Origin of the sequence: Caryophanon latum (assembly GCF_001700325.1) — a bacterium.
In the GTDB taxonomy this organism is placed as follows: Bacteria; Bacillota; Bacilli; order Bacillales_A; family Planococcaceae; genus Caryophanon; species Caryophanon latum.
Genome location: NZ_MATO01000014.1, coordinates 1 through 17,499, shown reverse-complemented (window position 1 = coordinate 17,499; position 17,499 = coordinate 1). Strand labels below are relative to the sequence as shown.

Below are 17,499 nucleotides of genomic sequence, written 5' to 3'. Positions count from 1 at the left end.
ATAGCGTTTTCAATGGATTTTGACATTACACAAAATGTGTATAGCAATTCACCCTATACCATCGTCTTTGGTGGTAGAAAAGGGCTCGATGTGACACTGGCTGACCATATAACGCTTTTACTTGCTTCGTCACATCAATGAAGCTTTCGTCGAGCGCCTGTTTTTGTGCATCGCTTTTTTGCTCAAGTGCAGTTGCTACGTCATACAATTTGTGCTGCGCCATCCATTCTTCATGCACATGCGCCGTTCGCATACTATGGACGAGGCTAAATAGCAGCTCACTATCAATCGTCTTTTGTTGATCGACAAGTGCCATGACGCGCTGAATCGATTCAATTGATTGTGAAATACGTTGTTGTTCTTGCTGCAATGCATCTAAATGTAACGCTAAGCTTTCGTTTAAATTAGCGGTGAAGTGTGTTTCGTGTAACAACGCTTTTATGTCTTCTAAACGATAGCCTAAAAACTTCAAGCTCAAAATCTTTTGTAGTAAAATCGCATCTGCTACTGTATAGATGCGATGCCCTGATGTCGGGTGCTTTGCTGGCTGCAATAAGCCGAGCTCATCATAGTAATGTAGTGTATGCACGGCAATGCCTGTCTTTTTTGAAAATGCGCCAATTGTAAATGTCTGTTGTTCGTTCATGTTTCAAAACTCCTTTGCGAAAGTATAGGTTGAGTATAAAACCTCAAGTTACTTTAGGTGCAAGAAAAAATAGACGAATAACTATAAAAAAGACGCGCTAGTTTCATGCACGTCTTCTTATACTTCTTTATATATTATTATACATATTTATATTTCATTATATATCTTTATACTTTTTCACGAAATCACTTAAAATGGCTTCGACGACAAATCGCTTTGATCGGTTATGTGTGGCGCAATAATCGTCGAGTTGCTGCTTTACAGTCGCATCTAAATTGTAACCGCGATTGGCAAATTCATCTTCTACATAATGATTGAATAAGCTTCGGTCATCTGGCTCGTTCAAAAATTGTTTTAGCTCGGCGTTTAATAAATCTGCAACAGAAATTCCTAACCGTTTCGATAATGTTTTGAATTCTTTTTCTAATGAAATCGAAAGGTGCACAGATAAGCGTTTTTTTTCGTGACGATTGGCAGAAACCGTATTCTTTTTCGTCATCGCTTCAGCAGCAGTTCCTTCACCTACATTAAAAAGTGGTTTTTTCTTCTTTAAATTTTTTAATGAACTAATTGAGTCAGACATGTTGTTTCACCTCTAGAAGTAAGTCGTAAAAATCTTGTAATGCTTCGCGCTCTTTTGCATAGTGTTCGCTAAATCCGGTATCTACCATTTTTTTCACACCTGCACGACGTTTAATAACGGTTTTAAATAGCAAGTCGCCAAATTGCTCCTTCGCTTCTGCCATAATGTTTTTATCAACGAGTGTTCCATCTGTTAGTACTGGTACGACACCGAGGACAGCTAAGTTTGGATTCGTGTGCTGCTCCACTGGCGTCAACGTATCTGAAAATTGCTGCACACTATGGAAGCCAAATCGCTCCGTTTGCATCGGAATTAACACGTTTGTATAACCGCCGAATGAAACATTGAACGTTTGAAGTTGAAGTTCGGTTAAAGATGGTGACGTATCAATGACAATCCAATCGTAGTTGTGTGCTACAGGTGCTAATGTGCGCTGCAACCATTTTGCAGGCTCTTCTAATTGATGGCGCAGCTTCGTAAACTCCGCATCAAACATCGCCACTTTAGAGCTAGATGGTAGTACGTGTAAATGCTCGGTCAGCTCGATAATGTAGTCCGTTGCGTCTTCTTCTGCAATCGCTTCAATTAAGCTACGCCCTTCGAATTGTGAGCGTAATTGACGCGTTGTAAAAAACGTCGCATTGCCTTGTAAATCGGTATCAACTAATAACACTTTTTCCGCTGTACGTTTGTATTTCGCTTCCACTTTTTCATGTGAATCCGTTGAAAGTAAAGATGCTAGCTTGCAGGCGATCGTCGTTTTACCGATGCCCCCTTTTTCATTTGCAACTACAATGACATGAACCAAACTATCCACTCCTCTATACAAATTTATACTTTATTATACTTTATCATATTTTCTTATACACTTTTATATTTTTTTATACTTTTTGGAGGTAGCCTATAAAAAAACTCTGTAAACAACAATGTCTACAGAGTTCCAGCATCGTATATTTAAATGGACGTCCATTCCTCAGCAAGCAGCCCGTACACAACATGATCGACGTAATGATCGTACAGCCACTCCGCTTGTCGAATGTGTCCTTCTTCTTTGAAACCGAACTTTTCAGGGAGCGCTCGGCTTTTGTAATTTTCGGTTGCGACGTGCAGCTCGATGCGATTAAGCTTCAAGTCATGGAAACCATAATGAATTACCGCTTTTAACGCTTTAGACATAATGCCTTTTTGCTGAAAGCTTTCGCCTAACCAATAGCCGATGACGCCAATTTTGCTTGCGTTGTTCATTGTATTAAAGCCAATTGTGCCGGCGATGCGACCTTTGTATATAATGGCAAACGATTGTGGGTAGCCACCGTTTGCTGCAATCTCCTCGCATCTTGCTTGAATATGCTTTGCGGTATCGTCAACCGTGTTCGTATAATCGAGCCAGCCGAGCCACTCCTTTAAATAAGCTTTTGAATCGATCGTTAATTGGAAAAACTCTTGTGCATCGTCCTTCGTAAATAAACGTAACGATACGTCCTCATCAATTGTATGTACGAGCATTGCTTACACCCCTTTTTCTGTTTTTCATATCATATCACAGTGACAGGAGCTGCTTCGTGTAGATGTGATGATCGGACGGAAATTCTTATACAATTTTATATTTTGTTATACAAAACTATATTTCTTTATACTTTCTTATACTTTTTGAGCGAACTATACTTTTGGTGTTTTTGAAAGTACATTTAAAAAGCGAAAACTCTTGGGTAGTAGCGTTCCCCTCAGCCATTCTGTAGATGGTTGATCGTATAAAAATAGCATTTTTTGTTTCACGTGAAAAAAAGTATGCGGCGTTGAAACCTTTTGTTTAATTCGATGCTCTAACGTAGTAGGAGGCGGAAATTTTGGAACAATATATACAAAAAGCACGTGCTGGCGATGAAGAGGCATTTGCTTATTTAGTAGAGCATTACGAAGAACGGTTAAAAAAGGCAGCGTATCGATATGTGAACGATCGAGCAGATGTCGAGGACGTTGTGCAGCAAACGTTTCTACAGGCGTTTAAAGCGCTGCACCAGTTACAGGAGTTGAAGTATTTTTGGACGTGGCTGTATAAAATTTTAGTGCGCGAAAGCTATCGCATTTTGAAGAAACAAGAGCGACTTGGACAATTGCATGAAGCACTTGCGATGCAGCTGGATAATAAGGAGCCGCGCATCGAAACAGATGTAACGACAGCGATTCGTGAGCTAAAGCGACCGTATCAGCTCGCGATTATGTTGCATTACTTTTACGATTTCAAAGTGATGGAAATTGCGCACATTATGGGCAAGCCAGTCAATACTGTGAAAATGTACTTGCACCGAGGAAGAAAAGAATTGCGTGGCGTGCTAGAGCGTCTAAACGAAAAAGAAATAGGAATGAAGGAAGTGAAGCATATGTTAAAACAAGAGATGTTTGCGATGGCACAAAAATATGCGGATGTACCAGCGCATTATGAATTGGCGTTAAACAGTTATGTAGAAGGCGGCGTATCGTCGTTTATGTGGCAAGGCAAAGCGGAAGAAGAACCGGTATATTTGCACATGAACTCAGAAGGGCGTTTAACGGATTTTTTAAAGTTGCCAACGAAGGAAGGCGAGCCGATTTCATTAGAGGAAAAGCGCATCATTGCGAAAAACTTTTTGCATGCGCAGTACCCAGACGCACTAATGCATTATGAGCACGTAACAGAGCGCGATCAAGGTTCGAACACAATTTTTAGATTTGAGCAACAAGTTCATGGGCTGCGATTAGAAGCTTATTATTGCCGTATTGAAGTAACGCATTGTGGCGAAGTAATTTCATTTACGTATAGAGGCTACATTACCGAGCCAGCACAAATTCCAAAAGAGCTGTATCCACCAGAGAAATTGCTCGAAAGATTGTATCGCAGTGAGTGGTCATTGCGTACGGAAAACTTAATCGATGGACAAGGCATTCAAGTGATGTATAAAAGTGCCATGCTAGCAGTAGAAGCGTTCGATGCGATGACGGGCGAAGCGATCGATGAAATCCCAAGACCTGAGTATAACGACGAGCCATTTCCTCATGTTGAGCTGTTAGAGCCACAAACGACCATTGAAGGCATGTTAAAGATTGACGATAGCTGGGAACGTACGGACGACAGTACAGACAAAATTAGCTGGCGCCCAAAAGCGTTCGAGCCATCGATCAATGAAACGTTTGCGGACTATGTGAAAAGCAGCCATAAAGACCATTTATGGGCGGTACTACAGCCAGAAAACAAGCGCATTATTAGCTTCATGGCATTTGTCGAACAACAAGGAGAGGTCGTACTAACAGAAGAAGATTGCCTATGTATTGCAGCGCAGTTTGTTGCGACATACTTTCATGAATTCATGCCCTATTTATTCGTCTCAGTAACGTCTGAGAAGCATGAGGAGGAAGGAAAAGCATATTTCATCTTCTCTTTGCAAAAAGACGGTTATACGATTAGCAATGAATATTTCCACATCGGTGTCAGTAAAAAGGATGGCTCATTGTTACTGGTCATGACACCCGATATGTCGTTTGAGGAGTTAGCAGCTTTTTCACCACCATCGATTCGCCCAGTTGAAGCGTTGCTGCCGGCTGAAGGCATTTTTCCGAAGCTACAATGGAAAAAGGTATATGGCGAAAAGCCCGGCTTGCGTTTAATTTACAGCTTCGAAACAGCAAACAGTGAGCCAGTTCTCGGCATCGATGCACAAACAGGAGTTGTTGTAGCGTGCAAACTAACATTATTGTAAACATTGTTTCTTCGGTACACGAAACGTAATTCTTTCTTTTTATTTGGTATTTATTGTATAATAAAGGTAGTCGAGGAGACGACCAAATGCAGAGGATATTTTCTCTGCATTTTTTGTTGCGCTTTTTTCGAATGAGACGTGAGTAAGACTTCTTCTGTAATTGCTAATAAGTCGATCAAGGTTTCATTTTTGTAGTTGTATCCCTTTGAAATGTTCTCACGATGTCCTTCATATGCTTTAAACGTCGATTTCATAATCGCTTCCACTTCCGACTTTGATAATGGCGTTTGCAGTGCATCATTGAAATCATAAATCAGTCCACGTGCGACATGATAATTGTTGTGAATTAGAAACATGACATACGCATACACATGCACGAAATCATTTCAATAGCCAACGATATCATAATTTCGTAGCTGGCAAAGTTTCTTGAGATCATTCGCTCTAGCTACAGCCAATGTAAACGCATTGTATAAGTACTGCACGTTCCATTTCGTTTTTAGTGTTTTCTTCTTCAACTTTTTTAGGTCCTCTACGTTAATCATCAACGTATTATTTATGAACTATTGTAAGTAACTAGATTGCTGTAACAGCATTTATATATATTATGTATAATCTCTTTTAAATATTAATTACCTTTACAAACGCCTCAAAACCTTAAGCCGTAAAGGTTCTACGATTTTATTACGACTTTTCGCTCCCTTTATTGCGACTTTTACCTCCTTTTTCTACGACAATTACCTCCCTTTTATTGCGACTTGATGTTATTATAAGTCGTAATAGAGGGGTGTTCAAAATGCGGAAAAATAATAAATTACACACGATTAACTTTGAAAATAGCATTAAGAAAAGTAATCAATTGTCAATGGCAAAGTTGAGCCAAGGATTATCATTAAACCAACTACAATTGTTCTCGTTTGCGATATTTTCAACTCAGAGAAATGGTCAAACTAAATTTCACAAATCAGACTTTGAGCAAAAGTTTGGTTTACATCGTTATAAAACAGAAGATGCTAAGCAGGATACAAAAGCCATTTTGAATTTAAAATTTAGTATTGAATCCTTACAAAATGATGTTTTTGAATACTACAATGTGTTTCAATTCATTAAATACGATTCAGGGCTATTTCAGTTTGAATGGACGACCTTTATACTTCCACACATTTTAGAATTGAAGGAAAAATATATTACAACCGACCTATCTATTACGGCACAATTTAAAAGTGCATTTTCATGGTTGCTATACGAATATTTGAAAGCTCATTACGGCTACTGGCATAAGCAAATGACAAAACAAGAAATGATGAAATTATTTGGGGTGGAGTCTAAAAAATCTTATGCGACGAATACAGCAGATTTTAAAAAAAAGGTACTCGACGTTGCCATTGATGAATTAAATAAATATACAGAGCTGGAAGTATGGTATAAGGAAAAGAAAAACGGACGTGCTATAGCTGCATTTGATTTACATTGGTCTGTACCTAGCCAATCAACTATATTAGCAAGTAAGAGCCAAGTTGATGAATTGTATAGCATTATTGATACGATTGAAAATGACATGTTCAACTACTTAGACGTCGTGGAAGGTTTAGAAAAGGAAGAACTTTCTATGATAAAAAATATTAAACGCATCTTAGATTATCGAAAAAAAATTACAGATACATTGACAGCAACGGAAGCTAAAAATGCTCGTAAAGATTTGATATTGTATGTAAGAATACTAGAAAATCAGTTAGAGTCTGCTCGCAAATTAAAAAAAGTGCTAGATGACCCTAACTATGTGCCATTTTACAATTGGTTAGAGGAAAGAGATTAACTTGACGGTTTACGGAGCAGCCCTTTCAAATACCTATATAGCTCACGTTTAAATGCAATAACTTCCTATACCTATGTATATCTTTTTGAGGTTATCTTTACACGATTTAAAGTATACATCGCCTTTAATTTTGTAAACATTAGAAAAGGCCATAACGTTCTCTCCTTTAGGCGCAAAAAAAGCAAACGAAGACAACTTTTCCAGTCGTTTATGAAGCTACCTGGAGCTACTATTGGGGATTCCCGTCCCCTTTAATGGCGTCGATAGGTAGCTTTTTTTACGCTCGGTTTTTAATTACTTTCCATACTAGCGTTCTCACGCGCATCTGACAAATCTTTTTCGCATTCTCAACAAGAACAGGAGAATAGGCGCGAAAATGCCCTTTCCCGTATGTATACTGAAACACCTACAAGGACACCCAATCTCCGTCAACGTGACGTTTGTCAAATACATCAAAATGAATTATAATTAGTTGTACAATATATCGTACAACTAGGAGGTGCTTTCGATGGAAGCGATTGCGTATTCTAATTTCCGCCAAAATTTACGTGGCTATATGCGACAAATCAACGAAGACTCGGATACATTCATTGTGACAACGAAAAATGTGGAAGATACGGTGGTTGTCATGTCAAAACGTGACTATGATGCCATGCAAGAAACGTTACGTACATTATCGAATAACTATGTAATGGACAAAATTCGTCGCGGCGATGAACAATTTCAGTCTGGACAAGGGACAGTACGTGAATTAATCGAGGTCGAAGATGATTAAAACCTGGTCAGATGATGCTTGGTCAGATTATATGTATTGGCATGATCAAGGAGATAAAAGTACAATCAAAAAAATTAATCGCTTAATTAAAGACATTGACCGTAATCCATTCGAAGGAATTGGCAAGCCTGAACCGTTAAAGTATGAGTTGTCGGGCAAATGGTCGCGTCGAATAACGGATGAACATCGATTAATTTATCGTGTAGAGAACAATACGATTTATATTTATTCGGTGAAAGATCACTACTAAATCAATCAATATTTAAGCAGCTACGCATAAATCGCGCAGCTGCTTTTCTTTCTAATTTTTCACGTTGGACACATGCAAATGATGATGCATGAGAAACAAATAGATTCCAAAATGAAGCGCACGTTGTTAGAAAAATAAATGTGTTTAACAAATCTGCGTGCAAAAATCATACATTATTTGTGCGCGTATCGTTGAAAAACGAATTGATTTTTTCTACTAAACGTTTTTCGGCTTCTTTTCACGATCTGCCCGTTTTAGTGAGAAAGAGCATAAGGGAAACGTGCTTGCACATTCGTGGCAAGACCAGGCAAAGCCTGGTGTTTCGCTGGTAGCGTGATTTTTCAAAAAGGGCTCAAAACGAGCCCTACAAAAATCGCAAAAGGGCTCAAAATGAGCCCTATCTTTTTTTACGATATGGAGAAAAAACAATCGCTGCTATTCCATTTTTCCATCTATATTTCGACAAAAATAAAATGCTGTGACCAGAAAAACATGTCAGCAAAAAAATAGATAACACAATTTTTTTCAAACGTGTGAACGTGTATTTCTGCATTAAAAAAGATTCCCAAACAGCGCTTTGGAAATCTTTATTTCCTTGTCACATGATATATTTAATCAAGGAATATAAAAAATGAATTAGGGAGCGTTCTAATGTATATCTCATTATTTTATTTAGCTGTTATTGGTATGTTAGTCAGTAGCATCTCTAGCTTTATTATTTATAGATTTCTTTTAGTAAATCTAAAGATATCCTCTACAATAAAGGTCATTCTAGGCGCATTGTGCTCCATCGTTATATGCTTTCTCCTAAAGGATATTTTATTTTTTGGGGGAAATATTTATTGGCTCACGATTACGCTTACTTTAAGTGTCTTAGCATATTTCGGCTGCATTGCCATTTATAAAAAGTCCATAGCGTAGTATTCCACCTATGCAATTCCATACAAAAAAGATTCCCAAATGACTCTTTGGGGACATTAAAAACAACTAAGACTACGCTTGTCTTAGTTGTTTTCACTCAATAAAAATTGTTAAATTACCAGTATAATTTATTTACATCTTTTAAGGCGGTGTTGATATCTGCATTCATAGCTTTTACCGCATTTTTGATTGCTAATTGTACTTCTTCACCTGTTTGTACTTTATTTTTTTCGTAAGCAAAAATAATACTTCTAGATGCACTAATTAACGCGCCGAAGCCATCTGAATTAAAGGCGTTTGTAATATCTTTACCTGTACCACCTTGCGTTCCGTAACCAGGGACTAAAAATAAAGAGACCGGCATTGCTTCTCTAAATAAGCGCTGTTCCTCTGGGTATGTTGCGCCTACTACAGCGCCAATAGAAGAATAGCCACTTGTGCCGATATCGCGCATTGCATAGTTATGTACGAGTTGTGCCACTTGCTCTGCAATCGTTCCATTTGCTGTCACAACATCCTGTAAATCACCAGATGATGGGTTACTTGTTTTAACTAAAATAAATAAGCCCGTTTGTTTCGCGATGGCTTGTTCAACAAAAGGCTCTAAACTATCTGCTCCCAAATAAGGATTAATCGTTAACGAATCGACTTTTTTAGGCGTTTGCCATTCATTTGAAGCATCTCCAAAAAACGAACGCGCATAGGCACTCGCAGTAGAATCAATATCGCCTCGCTTTGCATCTGCAATCACGATTAATCCTTTTTGCTGTGCATAATTTACTGTTTGCCAATATGCATCGATTCCTGCAGCACCGTATACTTCATAATAAGCAAGCTGTGGTTTAACAATTGCCACGTACGGTGCAACCGTATCGATAATAAAACGATTAAAGGCAATAAATGCTGCTGCTGCACCTTCATCATTTTTACCATAATTTTGTTCAGCTTCATCTAATATAAAAGCTGGTAATCGTTCAATGACTGGATCCAAGCCAATCACAGCGTGCGATTGTTTTTTCTTAATTTCAGCACATATTCTATCTGCAAAATTCATCCCTATACCTCTTTTCAATTTTTTACTATTTTAGTATATAATAAAAATAAAGAAATTTCTGTATTTTAAATACTGATAAGGTAGAGGATTTATTTATATCATCTAAAAATAGTAGCACCTTCACTTCAATCGTCCATTTGGAAGAGAATGATTAACTTTTGTAAAAGAGTGAATCAAAAGAAATTTGTACATGATAACATATTAAAATTTTGGCGAACGATTAGAGGAGATTCATATGGAAGAAATATTACATAAAGCTAAAACAGTAGCAACCAAGCTAGTAATTGAGGCGGGAGCTATAGCGAAAGAGCGATTTGATCAATTTACTCGTTTAGAAGAGAAAGATGACTATGGAGATTTAATTACGGAAGTTGATACTTTAGCCGAACAGTTAATATTAACGGAATTAACGAATATTTTCCCTGACCATCAAATACATAGTGAAGAAGCCGGCGATAACGGTAAACAAAGTGACTGGTTATGGCAAGTAGATCCTTTAGATGGTACGAATAACTTTGCGATTGGGTTACCCGTCTTTTCTTCGTCTTTAACACTTTTATATAAACGTGAGCCAGTTCTTGGTGCTATATATGAACCTATGGTAAACCGATTATTTATATCTAGTGTAAATGAAGGTTCATTCTGTAATGATGTTCAATTAACTATGAATAAGAAGGCTACTCCCGAAAAATCTACGATTGCATGGATACAGGGACACAGCATTCAAAATGATGAAAAAGCGGTAAAATTACGGCGTTATATCGATGTAAATTGTAAAAGAATGATGAGGCTTTGGGCGCCAACGTTACAATGGTGCATGCTGAGTAAAGGCGCTATTGATGCCATTATCCTTTATAACTCTGAAGGAGATGACCTGTATTCCGGCATACTTATGGTAAAAGAGGCTGGAGGAATTGTAGTTGACTTTGAAGGAAACGACTTTACAGGTATGAATGATGAGCCTTATCTTGTTGCATGCCATCCAGATCATAAAGAGTATTTTTTAGAAATGGTGAATGAAGGATTAAAATAAGATTAGAATGTTCCCAAATGCCACTTTGGTAACTAAAACCCCTTATTCCAATTGAATAGGGGTGTTTTAAACTGCGTGTGTACGATACGTCTCCAAGCTATGCTTTAGGAATTATATTTGCTATGATGCGGTTTAATTGTTAAAATTATCAAAAAAGTTATGAGGTGTGGGGTAATTGAAAAGAATCATAGTATGTTTCAGTCTTATGTTCATTCTCGTTGCTTGCTCAAATAACAGTGAGGATAACGCTACAAATAGTGACAAGATAGAGAAAGTGAACGCTTCAGCTCAACTTTCAGAAGATACAACTCTTCAGATTAACAAATTAGAATTACAAAATGAGGAATTACAATCTGCTTTGAATAGTATGGAAACGGACCTCAATTACAAAAATGAAGAAGCTGAGTATTATAAAAAATTGATTAATGGCCTTATTAAAGATTATAGTGACACCCAATTAAAAGATTTAGCAATACAGTTATGGGATTATAAATTAGAAATTAACGGAGTTCCTGTCCCGACGAATGGAATAGTTGAAATACAAGAAAACACGATTGAAATTTCTTTGGTAGAAAGTCAATCAGCCTACCCTATTTTACCAACTGAAATTTATATGCAAGGGCAAATAAGTGGGAATTATATAGACCATTTAAAAATGACTTCAAATCCTTCTGAAACCTATGTAACGGATGGCACAGTTGTTACTGCTATACATCATAAATTTGTAGATGTAGAAAAGGGTTCAACTATTTCATTTGCTGTATCCGAAGAACTAAAAAAGCGATTAGGACTAGAAGCTACTCAAATTACAATTAATAACAAGTAAAACTTCAATAACTTATCACACCAAAAAGACCCGCATATTAAAGGATTTTACTGTAATTATAAATATACAAAAAGAATCTAATAAACGTTCCCAAAGAAAAGTTTGGGCACATATCTAAAAGTCCGAAACGTTAAATTAACAGCGTTTCGGGCTTTTTGTATGGAACATTCTTTATACCAGATTTTATACATATTCCTCTAAAATCAGAGCCAGCAACAGGCTGAGCATGTTTTGGTGAGGGCTGCGTTTGCAACGATACTGCATAGAATCGTGTATATCCTTAACGTTGTAAGTTCGTATTTTTCTGACCCTATCCCATATAAATGGCACTCGAGGCGTTCTTTTTTAGGCATCGATTTCAACATGTTTAAAGAGTTTGCTATTTGTGTATAGCTAACTAAGGATATAAAAAGACATTTTTTGTACAATAAAAATACAATTGATATTATGATGGGGGCTAGTACTATGAAAAGCAGCGAAAGAAGGGTAAAAGAAATGACTGTATCTTTAGATTTTCCTATTCAAGAATTAGAAAGAAAGCTACCCAATACTAATAGAGTAACTCTTTCAAATTTACGCCATTCTAAAGAGTGGTTACCATTGGTTTCCGAGCATCGTATGGTTGAAGTGATTTCAGGTTCTGATACGGTAGCGATGTTGAACGATCCCAAGTTAATCATGGAGTTAATTCAAGTTGTTAAATCTCAAAAAAATGAAATCGAAAAATTGAAAATCAATGCGCTGTATGCGGAACGATTACATTATTCACATGAATTCAAAAATAGCCTTGAAGCAGAAGATGAAACCATGATGTATCTACAACAATTATTAGACGGGCGAGTGGACTAGCTATATGGCCGTAAGCAACCATTTAATCACTACGTTTACGAAAGAAATACTTAACACTGACATAAATATTATTCCACGCTTTTTAGCTTTAGATGTGTATGCTTTATCTTATATTTTCGATAATGATGAAGATTTTTCTCTCGTTACAGATTTTCCGAGCGAGAAAGCCCATTGCTTTAGCTATGGGATGAAAGCCAAGTCAGTCAAGGGGTAGCTTTTGCTAGCTCAATTGACTGAAAACATGGTACACTTGTTCTATAGACAAGTAAAAGTCTCTAAAACATTCTCGTTCATTGATAACTAGATATTGTATGAGGTTCGATAGCCAAATTCATGCTATCGGTAAAACAATATGTGTCGTCAAGCAAAAGACGTTAAAACATATGACGAACCAAAAGCTGTACACTATGGTAACAGTAGTGTAGCCCTATCTGCTAGATGCACTGGATAGGGAGGGGCAATGAGATACCCTAATCTTGAGGATTGTTCAAAGCAGAAATGAATTGCGAACGGTAAATCACTCAAGAATCCCACCCGTACATCGCAAGATGAAGGGCTTGCGGCTTTAGCCGTGGGAGTCTCAAGAGCCGTTTATAAGAAAATAGATACCTCTTTAAATGTATTGGGGTTTGGACACCGATATATTCCTTCAGATTTCTATGAAAGAATTAAATCACGTATTTAAACGATCATAAACCAATCGATTTTCTATTCAAATGGTACATTTGAGAAACTGCTAAAAGTAGCTGGGACATTCATAGTCTCAGCTGCTTTTATTTATCGTAAATGACGAAAAAGCGTGAAAATGAATGCAAGACAATTTGCCATGAACATGTACTAACTGCAACATTATAATCTTACTTTTACACGTTCACCTTTTTCATTGCGCTGCGCTGTTGTAAAGTCGCCCAACCCTTCATTTTCCTGATAGTAATCATATTTCGCATGGTAGGAAAACTTTTGGGTAAACAGCGAGCCATTACGGTTTTTCAAACAGACAAGTTCAATGTCGCGTATTTCTGCTGCTTTTGACTTGTTCACCATGATGATTTTTTCCGATTGCTTGTCGAGCTTTAAGAACTCCTCTGTACTAATAACTCCTAGTTGAAGTCCCCACACAACATCGGCGGTATATTCAATGCCACCACTTTCTTTAAATGCTTCAAAGCTAACAGGCGCTAAATAATTAGCACGATTAAACGAGCTAATGACAAAGATCGGCACGCCTTCTTGATGACTCATGCGTTTTAGTTCTCGGACATTTACATCAACAGCTGCTTTATCACTCATCCCTTTTTCGATTGGCGGCATGATTTGTAAGTAATCAATCATGACAATGGGGCGTACGTTATTCAGTTCGATATATTGCTGAATGTATGCTTGTATCGTCAGCACATTCGTTTCGAAATTGCCTTCAATCACGCTAATATTGCTAGCATATGTTTTATACGTTTCGATGGCTTGCTGAAGCATGCTATTGTTTGCACCTTTACGAATCGCAATGCTGCTAATTGCTTGTTTTAAATCTAGTTTCGCTGACGTTCTAGCAATGGATTTTGTCACCATTTCAAGCTTTGATTGTTCCAGTGAAAAATAAAGCACATGATTCCCTTGTTCTGCTAATTGATCGGCCAACTGATGCACAAATGTTGTCTTACCAACAGAAGAAACACCACCAACTACATACAGCCCAACTTGTAACCCATTCATTTTGGCATCTAGCTTTGGAAAACCAATTTGTTTATCTTGATAAGCACTGATTTTTGCTAAGTCACTTAACATATCAAACTCTAAATAGCTTTCTACGTTGTCTACACGCCCTCTAAGAGCGATTTGTTTATCGATGGATACTTTTATACTCAAATCATCTAAATCATCATCAGGAGCATTCTGAGCGTTTTCAAGGCTATGTACATACCAGTCGTTAATATCTGTTGCGTCTTCTAACAATCCTTGTTTCGTTTGTTTCACCTTTAAACAAGGCTTTTTCAGCGAGATATAGCCGTATGATAAGAGCTTTGCGGCACATGCTTGCCCTGCTTGGTCGCTATCAAACGCACCAATTAACACCGTTTGACTTGCTTTTGATGCTTTGAATTTTTTCATGAAGTTGTCTAAGTTGCCTGTACTGTTAATCGCAATCGCTTTATAGCCAAGTTCTTCAAGGTTCAATGCATCAATTATGCTTTCTGTTAACAAAATAGGCTCACGATGTATTTCGTCTAAATAATCGATATTAAAAATCGCCTCGCTTTTAGACACCCCTGAGACGTCCATAAAACGTGTTTCTCCTTCGGGGGCATCAATAGCCCTTCTTGTGTACCAAACGACGCTACCGCCCTTCCAGACAGGTAAAATGACGCGTTTATATTGTTCTCCTGTTTTTTTACTTGTCCAATGAATAACAGCAAGTTTATGTTCAAATACTTGTGGCGCAGTTAAAAGTCGCTCTGCGCAAAATGTTCGCAATGCTTCAGCTAGCTCTGGATCGTTCAATGTGGCTTCATGTGCACGTAGAACATAAGACGTTAAGTTTTCTGTATCAAGCGGTTGTGCAACAATTGCTTCTTGATTATTCATGACAGGTGGAACTTCACCAGCTAACGCATATAGCTTTTGAACAGACTCTTTTAAGCTAAGCTTTTCTATTTGCATGAACCAATCAATGATGCTGCCACTTTTCACGCAGTTGCTGTAGCTGAAAAAAGAATTCGTATTCGGATAAATAAATAAATGCCCTTTGTGTCCACAAGCAGGACATGCTCCTAGAACGCCTCGATATGCTTTATGTCCACTCCCACGTAACGCGCTTAATGAATAACCTTGACTCTCTACATAATCAACTAAAGATACACGTTGTTTGAGTTCACTTAAATTCGTCGTCATATGTCGTCACCTCATCCTTATTAAACGTTTCTCATCAGCCGCGGCCAGATGATGTCTTGTAATTGTAAAATAGAAAAGCCGAGGCGAAGTGTCAAGCTGTCGCCTTGGCTTGCTACAGTATTTATAATACTTATAATACTTACAGTGATTTTATTGAAATCTTGAACCCCTTGTAGCTGTAAGGATAGAATCACTTTTTTTGTCTTTATAAAGTACCCAGTTATTGCACGTAAGGTACTCACTTATTGCACGTAAAGTACCCAGTTATTGCACGTAAAGTACTCACTTATTGCACGTGAACATATGTTCTTCTAAGTGTTTATTGATACGCCTGCAAAAGCATTCCCTTTCTTAAAAAATGTGAATTCTGATATATATCCATCATCTTTAAATTTAGTTAGAATTTTTTCAACCGTATCTCGGATTTTCTTGCTCTTTTTTTTATCAATATCAGTTAAATTTAACTCCGTGTGAATTTTCTCAAAAAGAATACGATTTGATTTTTTTAAATCATTTTTCATTACGGCGATTCGTCGGATTAAATATTCACGTATGACTGTTACTTCGGGTGAAGTTCGTAAATAATCCTTTGTATTAAGTAAATTGATCGGTACAGATATGATCTGATTATTATGCTGTGAATAAGTATAAATAATAGGTTTCTCTAAAAGTTTATATCCTTGTACGACACCATTTGAAGTAGTAAGTTCTACTTTACTTAAAGCTAACAAGTAGCTGCTAATAATATATTTGCTTAAAGACTCGCTTGTAGGATGTTTATATAATTTTGTTGCTTCTTCTGTATAATCAATTTTCACTTCAAGTAATCTCATTTTGTCTATACTTTCAATAATACGAGCTCTAGACTCTTTACTAACAAATTCTCGTTCAGTAAGACCATTCATTGTTCGATATATTTGATCAGGAGTGAACGTTAAATTCCCAGCTTCATAACGACTGCATACACTATTTAAAACGCTACGGTCAAAAGCTGTTAATCGCTTTCCGTTTTTCTCTACAATTTCGATGTTCTCGTCATCGAAATTTAACGTCACTTGAACAGAAATGTCTTTTTGTTTGTTTACTTCGACATCAAACGTTCCGACATCGAATGTTATAGCAGGATTGGTTAAAGAGTTTGCAACTTTACTGTTAGGGATGTAAAAAGTTTGAGGCATGATTTTGTCTAAAAAATCTGTTTGTATATATAATGAGCGTCGGTTCTGAGGGAATAATTCTATACGGATCGTTTCATATAATTCAGCTTTCCCCATTTCCGATAGAAATTCATTGAACTCAGATAATGTCAATTGTTTACGATGTGCAAGTTCAGAGACAGTTGCATCAAAACCATTTGTATTTAAGTATTCAATTTCTTGCTTATATTCGGTATTAATAGATTCTAATAATTTATCATAATGTTTTTGAATTTCTTCGATGTCATTTTCGGTATATTGAATACCCTGCTTATTCAATTCAGCTTTCATACGTTCAATAGCAGACTTAGCTAGTTCTTTTGTCAAATCTAGAAAACGTGCTTGTTTTTCAGGAGACAACGATAAAAAATCATTAGCTGATAAAGAGAGATTCGGATTCTTGTTCATTTGGGGACCTCCCTAATTCATTTTTTGGTGTATATTACGTCCACTGCTTTTGGATATTCAAGTATGCTTGATTCAAGTGAGTGGTACTTGAAAAATATAAAAGCTAAGGCGAAGTGTCAAGCTATCGCCTTGGCTTATTAGAAAGCTTATCATATCTTTAAGGAATCTATTATCCCTTGTCGCTGTAAGATGGAACGCTATTTCGGAAAAGCTTTAATGTTACCAGTTTTTCGCCTTAACGTTACCACTTTTTCGTCTAGGACTTTTCGATTAAAAAATGGGCAGTGGGTTATCGATGCGCCATTTTAGATTACGATGTTATCGGAAGATTTTTTTGTATATTTATGCATAAGTAGTGTTTGAAGAGTATGTATTAAAGTGCAATATCAGGTCTGTTGATTAGCCATTTTTATACAGCTGAATCTGTTGGTTTCAGTAGCAAAACTGACATAAATGCAGCATTGTAGTGGCATGGAGCGTGCGGTGAGACTCCTTGGGGAACAGCTCGTGCCTCAAGACCCC

General features: G+C 37.2%; 14 protein-coding genes. 7 read left to right on the top strand and 7 right to left on the bottom strand.

Annotated elements, in window-relative coordinates:
- Positions 1 to 25: 25 nt before the first annotated feature.
- The 4 genes from A6K76_RS03650 to A6K76_RS03635 form a co-directional block, all read right to left on the bottom strand.
- A complete protein-coding gene (locus A6K76_RS03650) occupies positions 26 to 646 on the bottom strand; it encodes a MerR family transcriptional regulator (RefSeq protein WP_066462217.1) in 621 nt (206 codons plus the stop codon).
- A 157-nt stretch (positions 647 to 803) separates the two neighbouring features.
- A complete protein-coding gene (locus tag A6K76_RS03645) occupies positions 804 to 1,229 on the bottom strand; it encodes a hypothetical protein (protein WP_066462216.1) in 426 nt (141 codons plus the stop codon).
- Entirely contained in the window at positions 1,222 to 2,037 is an 816-nt protein-coding gene (locus tag A6K76_RS03640; RefSeq protein ID WP_066462214.1) for a ParA family protein, read from the bottom strand. The genes A6K76_RS03645 and A6K76_RS03640 overlap by 8 nt, the downstream gene beginning before the upstream one ends.
- Positions 2,038 to 2,183: 146 nt before the next feature.
- Complete coding sequence (locus A6K76_RS03635; RefSeq protein WP_066462211.1) at positions 2,184 to 2,735, bottom strand: GNAT family N-acetyltransferase; 552 nt, start codon at positions 2,733 to 2,735, stop codon at positions 2,184 to 2,186.
- A gap of 341 nt (positions 2,736 to 3,076) precedes the next feature.
- On the opposite strand from A6K76_RS03635, the gene A6K76_RS03630 reads away from it, so the two are divergent.
- From A6K76_RS03630 to A6K76_RS03610, 4 genes are all read left to right on the top strand, one after another.
- Complete coding sequence (locus tag A6K76_RS03630) at positions 3,077 to 4,963, top strand: RNA polymerase sigma factor (protein WP_066462210.1); 1,887 nt, start codon at positions 3,077 to 3,079, stop codon at positions 4,961 to 4,963.
- 796 nt (positions 4,964 to 5,759) lie between these two features.
- Complete coding sequence (locus tag A6K76_RS03620; protein ID WP_066462208.1) at positions 5,760 to 6,779, top strand: replication initiation protein; 1,020 nt, start codon at positions 5,760 to 5,762, stop codon at positions 6,777 to 6,779.
- Between the two features lie 508 nt (positions 6,780 to 7,287).
- On the top strand, positions 7,288 to 7,554 hold the full coding sequence (locus A6K76_RS03615; protein ID WP_066462207.1) for a type II toxin-antitoxin system Phd/YefM family antitoxin: 267 nt from the start codon (positions 7,288 to 7,290) through the stop codon (positions 7,552 to 7,554).
- Entirely contained in the window at positions 7,547 to 7,804 is a 258-nt protein-coding gene (locus tag A6K76_RS03610) for a Txe/YoeB family addiction module toxin (protein WP_066462206.1), read from the top strand. Before A6K76_RS03615 ends, A6K76_RS03610 begins: the two co-directional genes overlap by 8 nt.
- Before the next feature lie 1,036 nt (positions 7,805 to 8,840).
- Here the strand turns inward: A6K76_RS03610 and pyrF are convergent.
- Positions 8,841 to 9,779, bottom strand: a complete 939-nt coding sequence (gene pyrF, locus A6K76_RS03600; protein ID WP_066462201.1) for an orotidine-5'-phosphate decarboxylase — start codon at positions 9,777 to 9,779, stop codon at positions 8,841 to 8,843.
- 235 nt (positions 9,780 to 10,014) lie between these two features.
- Between pyrF and A6K76_RS03595 the strand changes: the two genes are divergently transcribed.
- From A6K76_RS03595 to A6K76_RS03585, 3 genes are all read left to right on the top strand, one after another.
- The gene (locus A6K76_RS03595; RefSeq protein ID WP_066462199.1) at positions 10,015 to 10,812 is read left to right on the top strand and encodes an inositol monophosphatase family protein; all 798 of its coding nucleotides are present in this window, start codon (positions 10,015 to 10,017) and stop codon (positions 10,810 to 10,812) included.
- Between the two features lie 175 nt (positions 10,813 to 10,987).
- Complete coding sequence (locus A6K76_RS03590) at positions 10,988 to 11,638, top strand: hypothetical protein (protein ID WP_066462197.1); 651 nt, start codon at positions 10,988 to 10,990, stop codon at positions 11,636 to 11,638.
- A gap of 465 nt (positions 11,639 to 12,103) precedes the next feature.
- On the top strand, positions 12,104 to 12,487 hold the full coding sequence (locus A6K76_RS03585; RefSeq protein ID WP_066462195.1) for a hypothetical protein: 384 nt from the start codon (positions 12,104 to 12,106) through the stop codon (positions 12,485 to 12,487).
- Between the two features lie 849 nt (positions 12,488 to 13,336).
- On the opposite strand, the gene A6K76_RS03575 is transcribed toward A6K76_RS03585, so the two are convergent.
- Entirely contained in the window at positions 13,337 to 15,373 is a 2,037-nt protein-coding gene (locus A6K76_RS03575) for a bifunctional DNA primase/helicase (protein ID WP_066462193.1), read from the bottom strand.
- 311 nt (positions 15,374 to 15,684) lie between these two features.
- Positions 15,685 to 16,977: a hypothetical protein gene (locus tag A6K76_RS03570; protein ID WP_066462192.1), complete on the bottom strand. Its 1,293-nt coding sequence runs from the start codon at positions 16,975 to 16,977 to the stop codon at positions 15,685 to 15,687.
- Positions 16,978 to 17,499 lie beyond the last annotated feature (522 nt).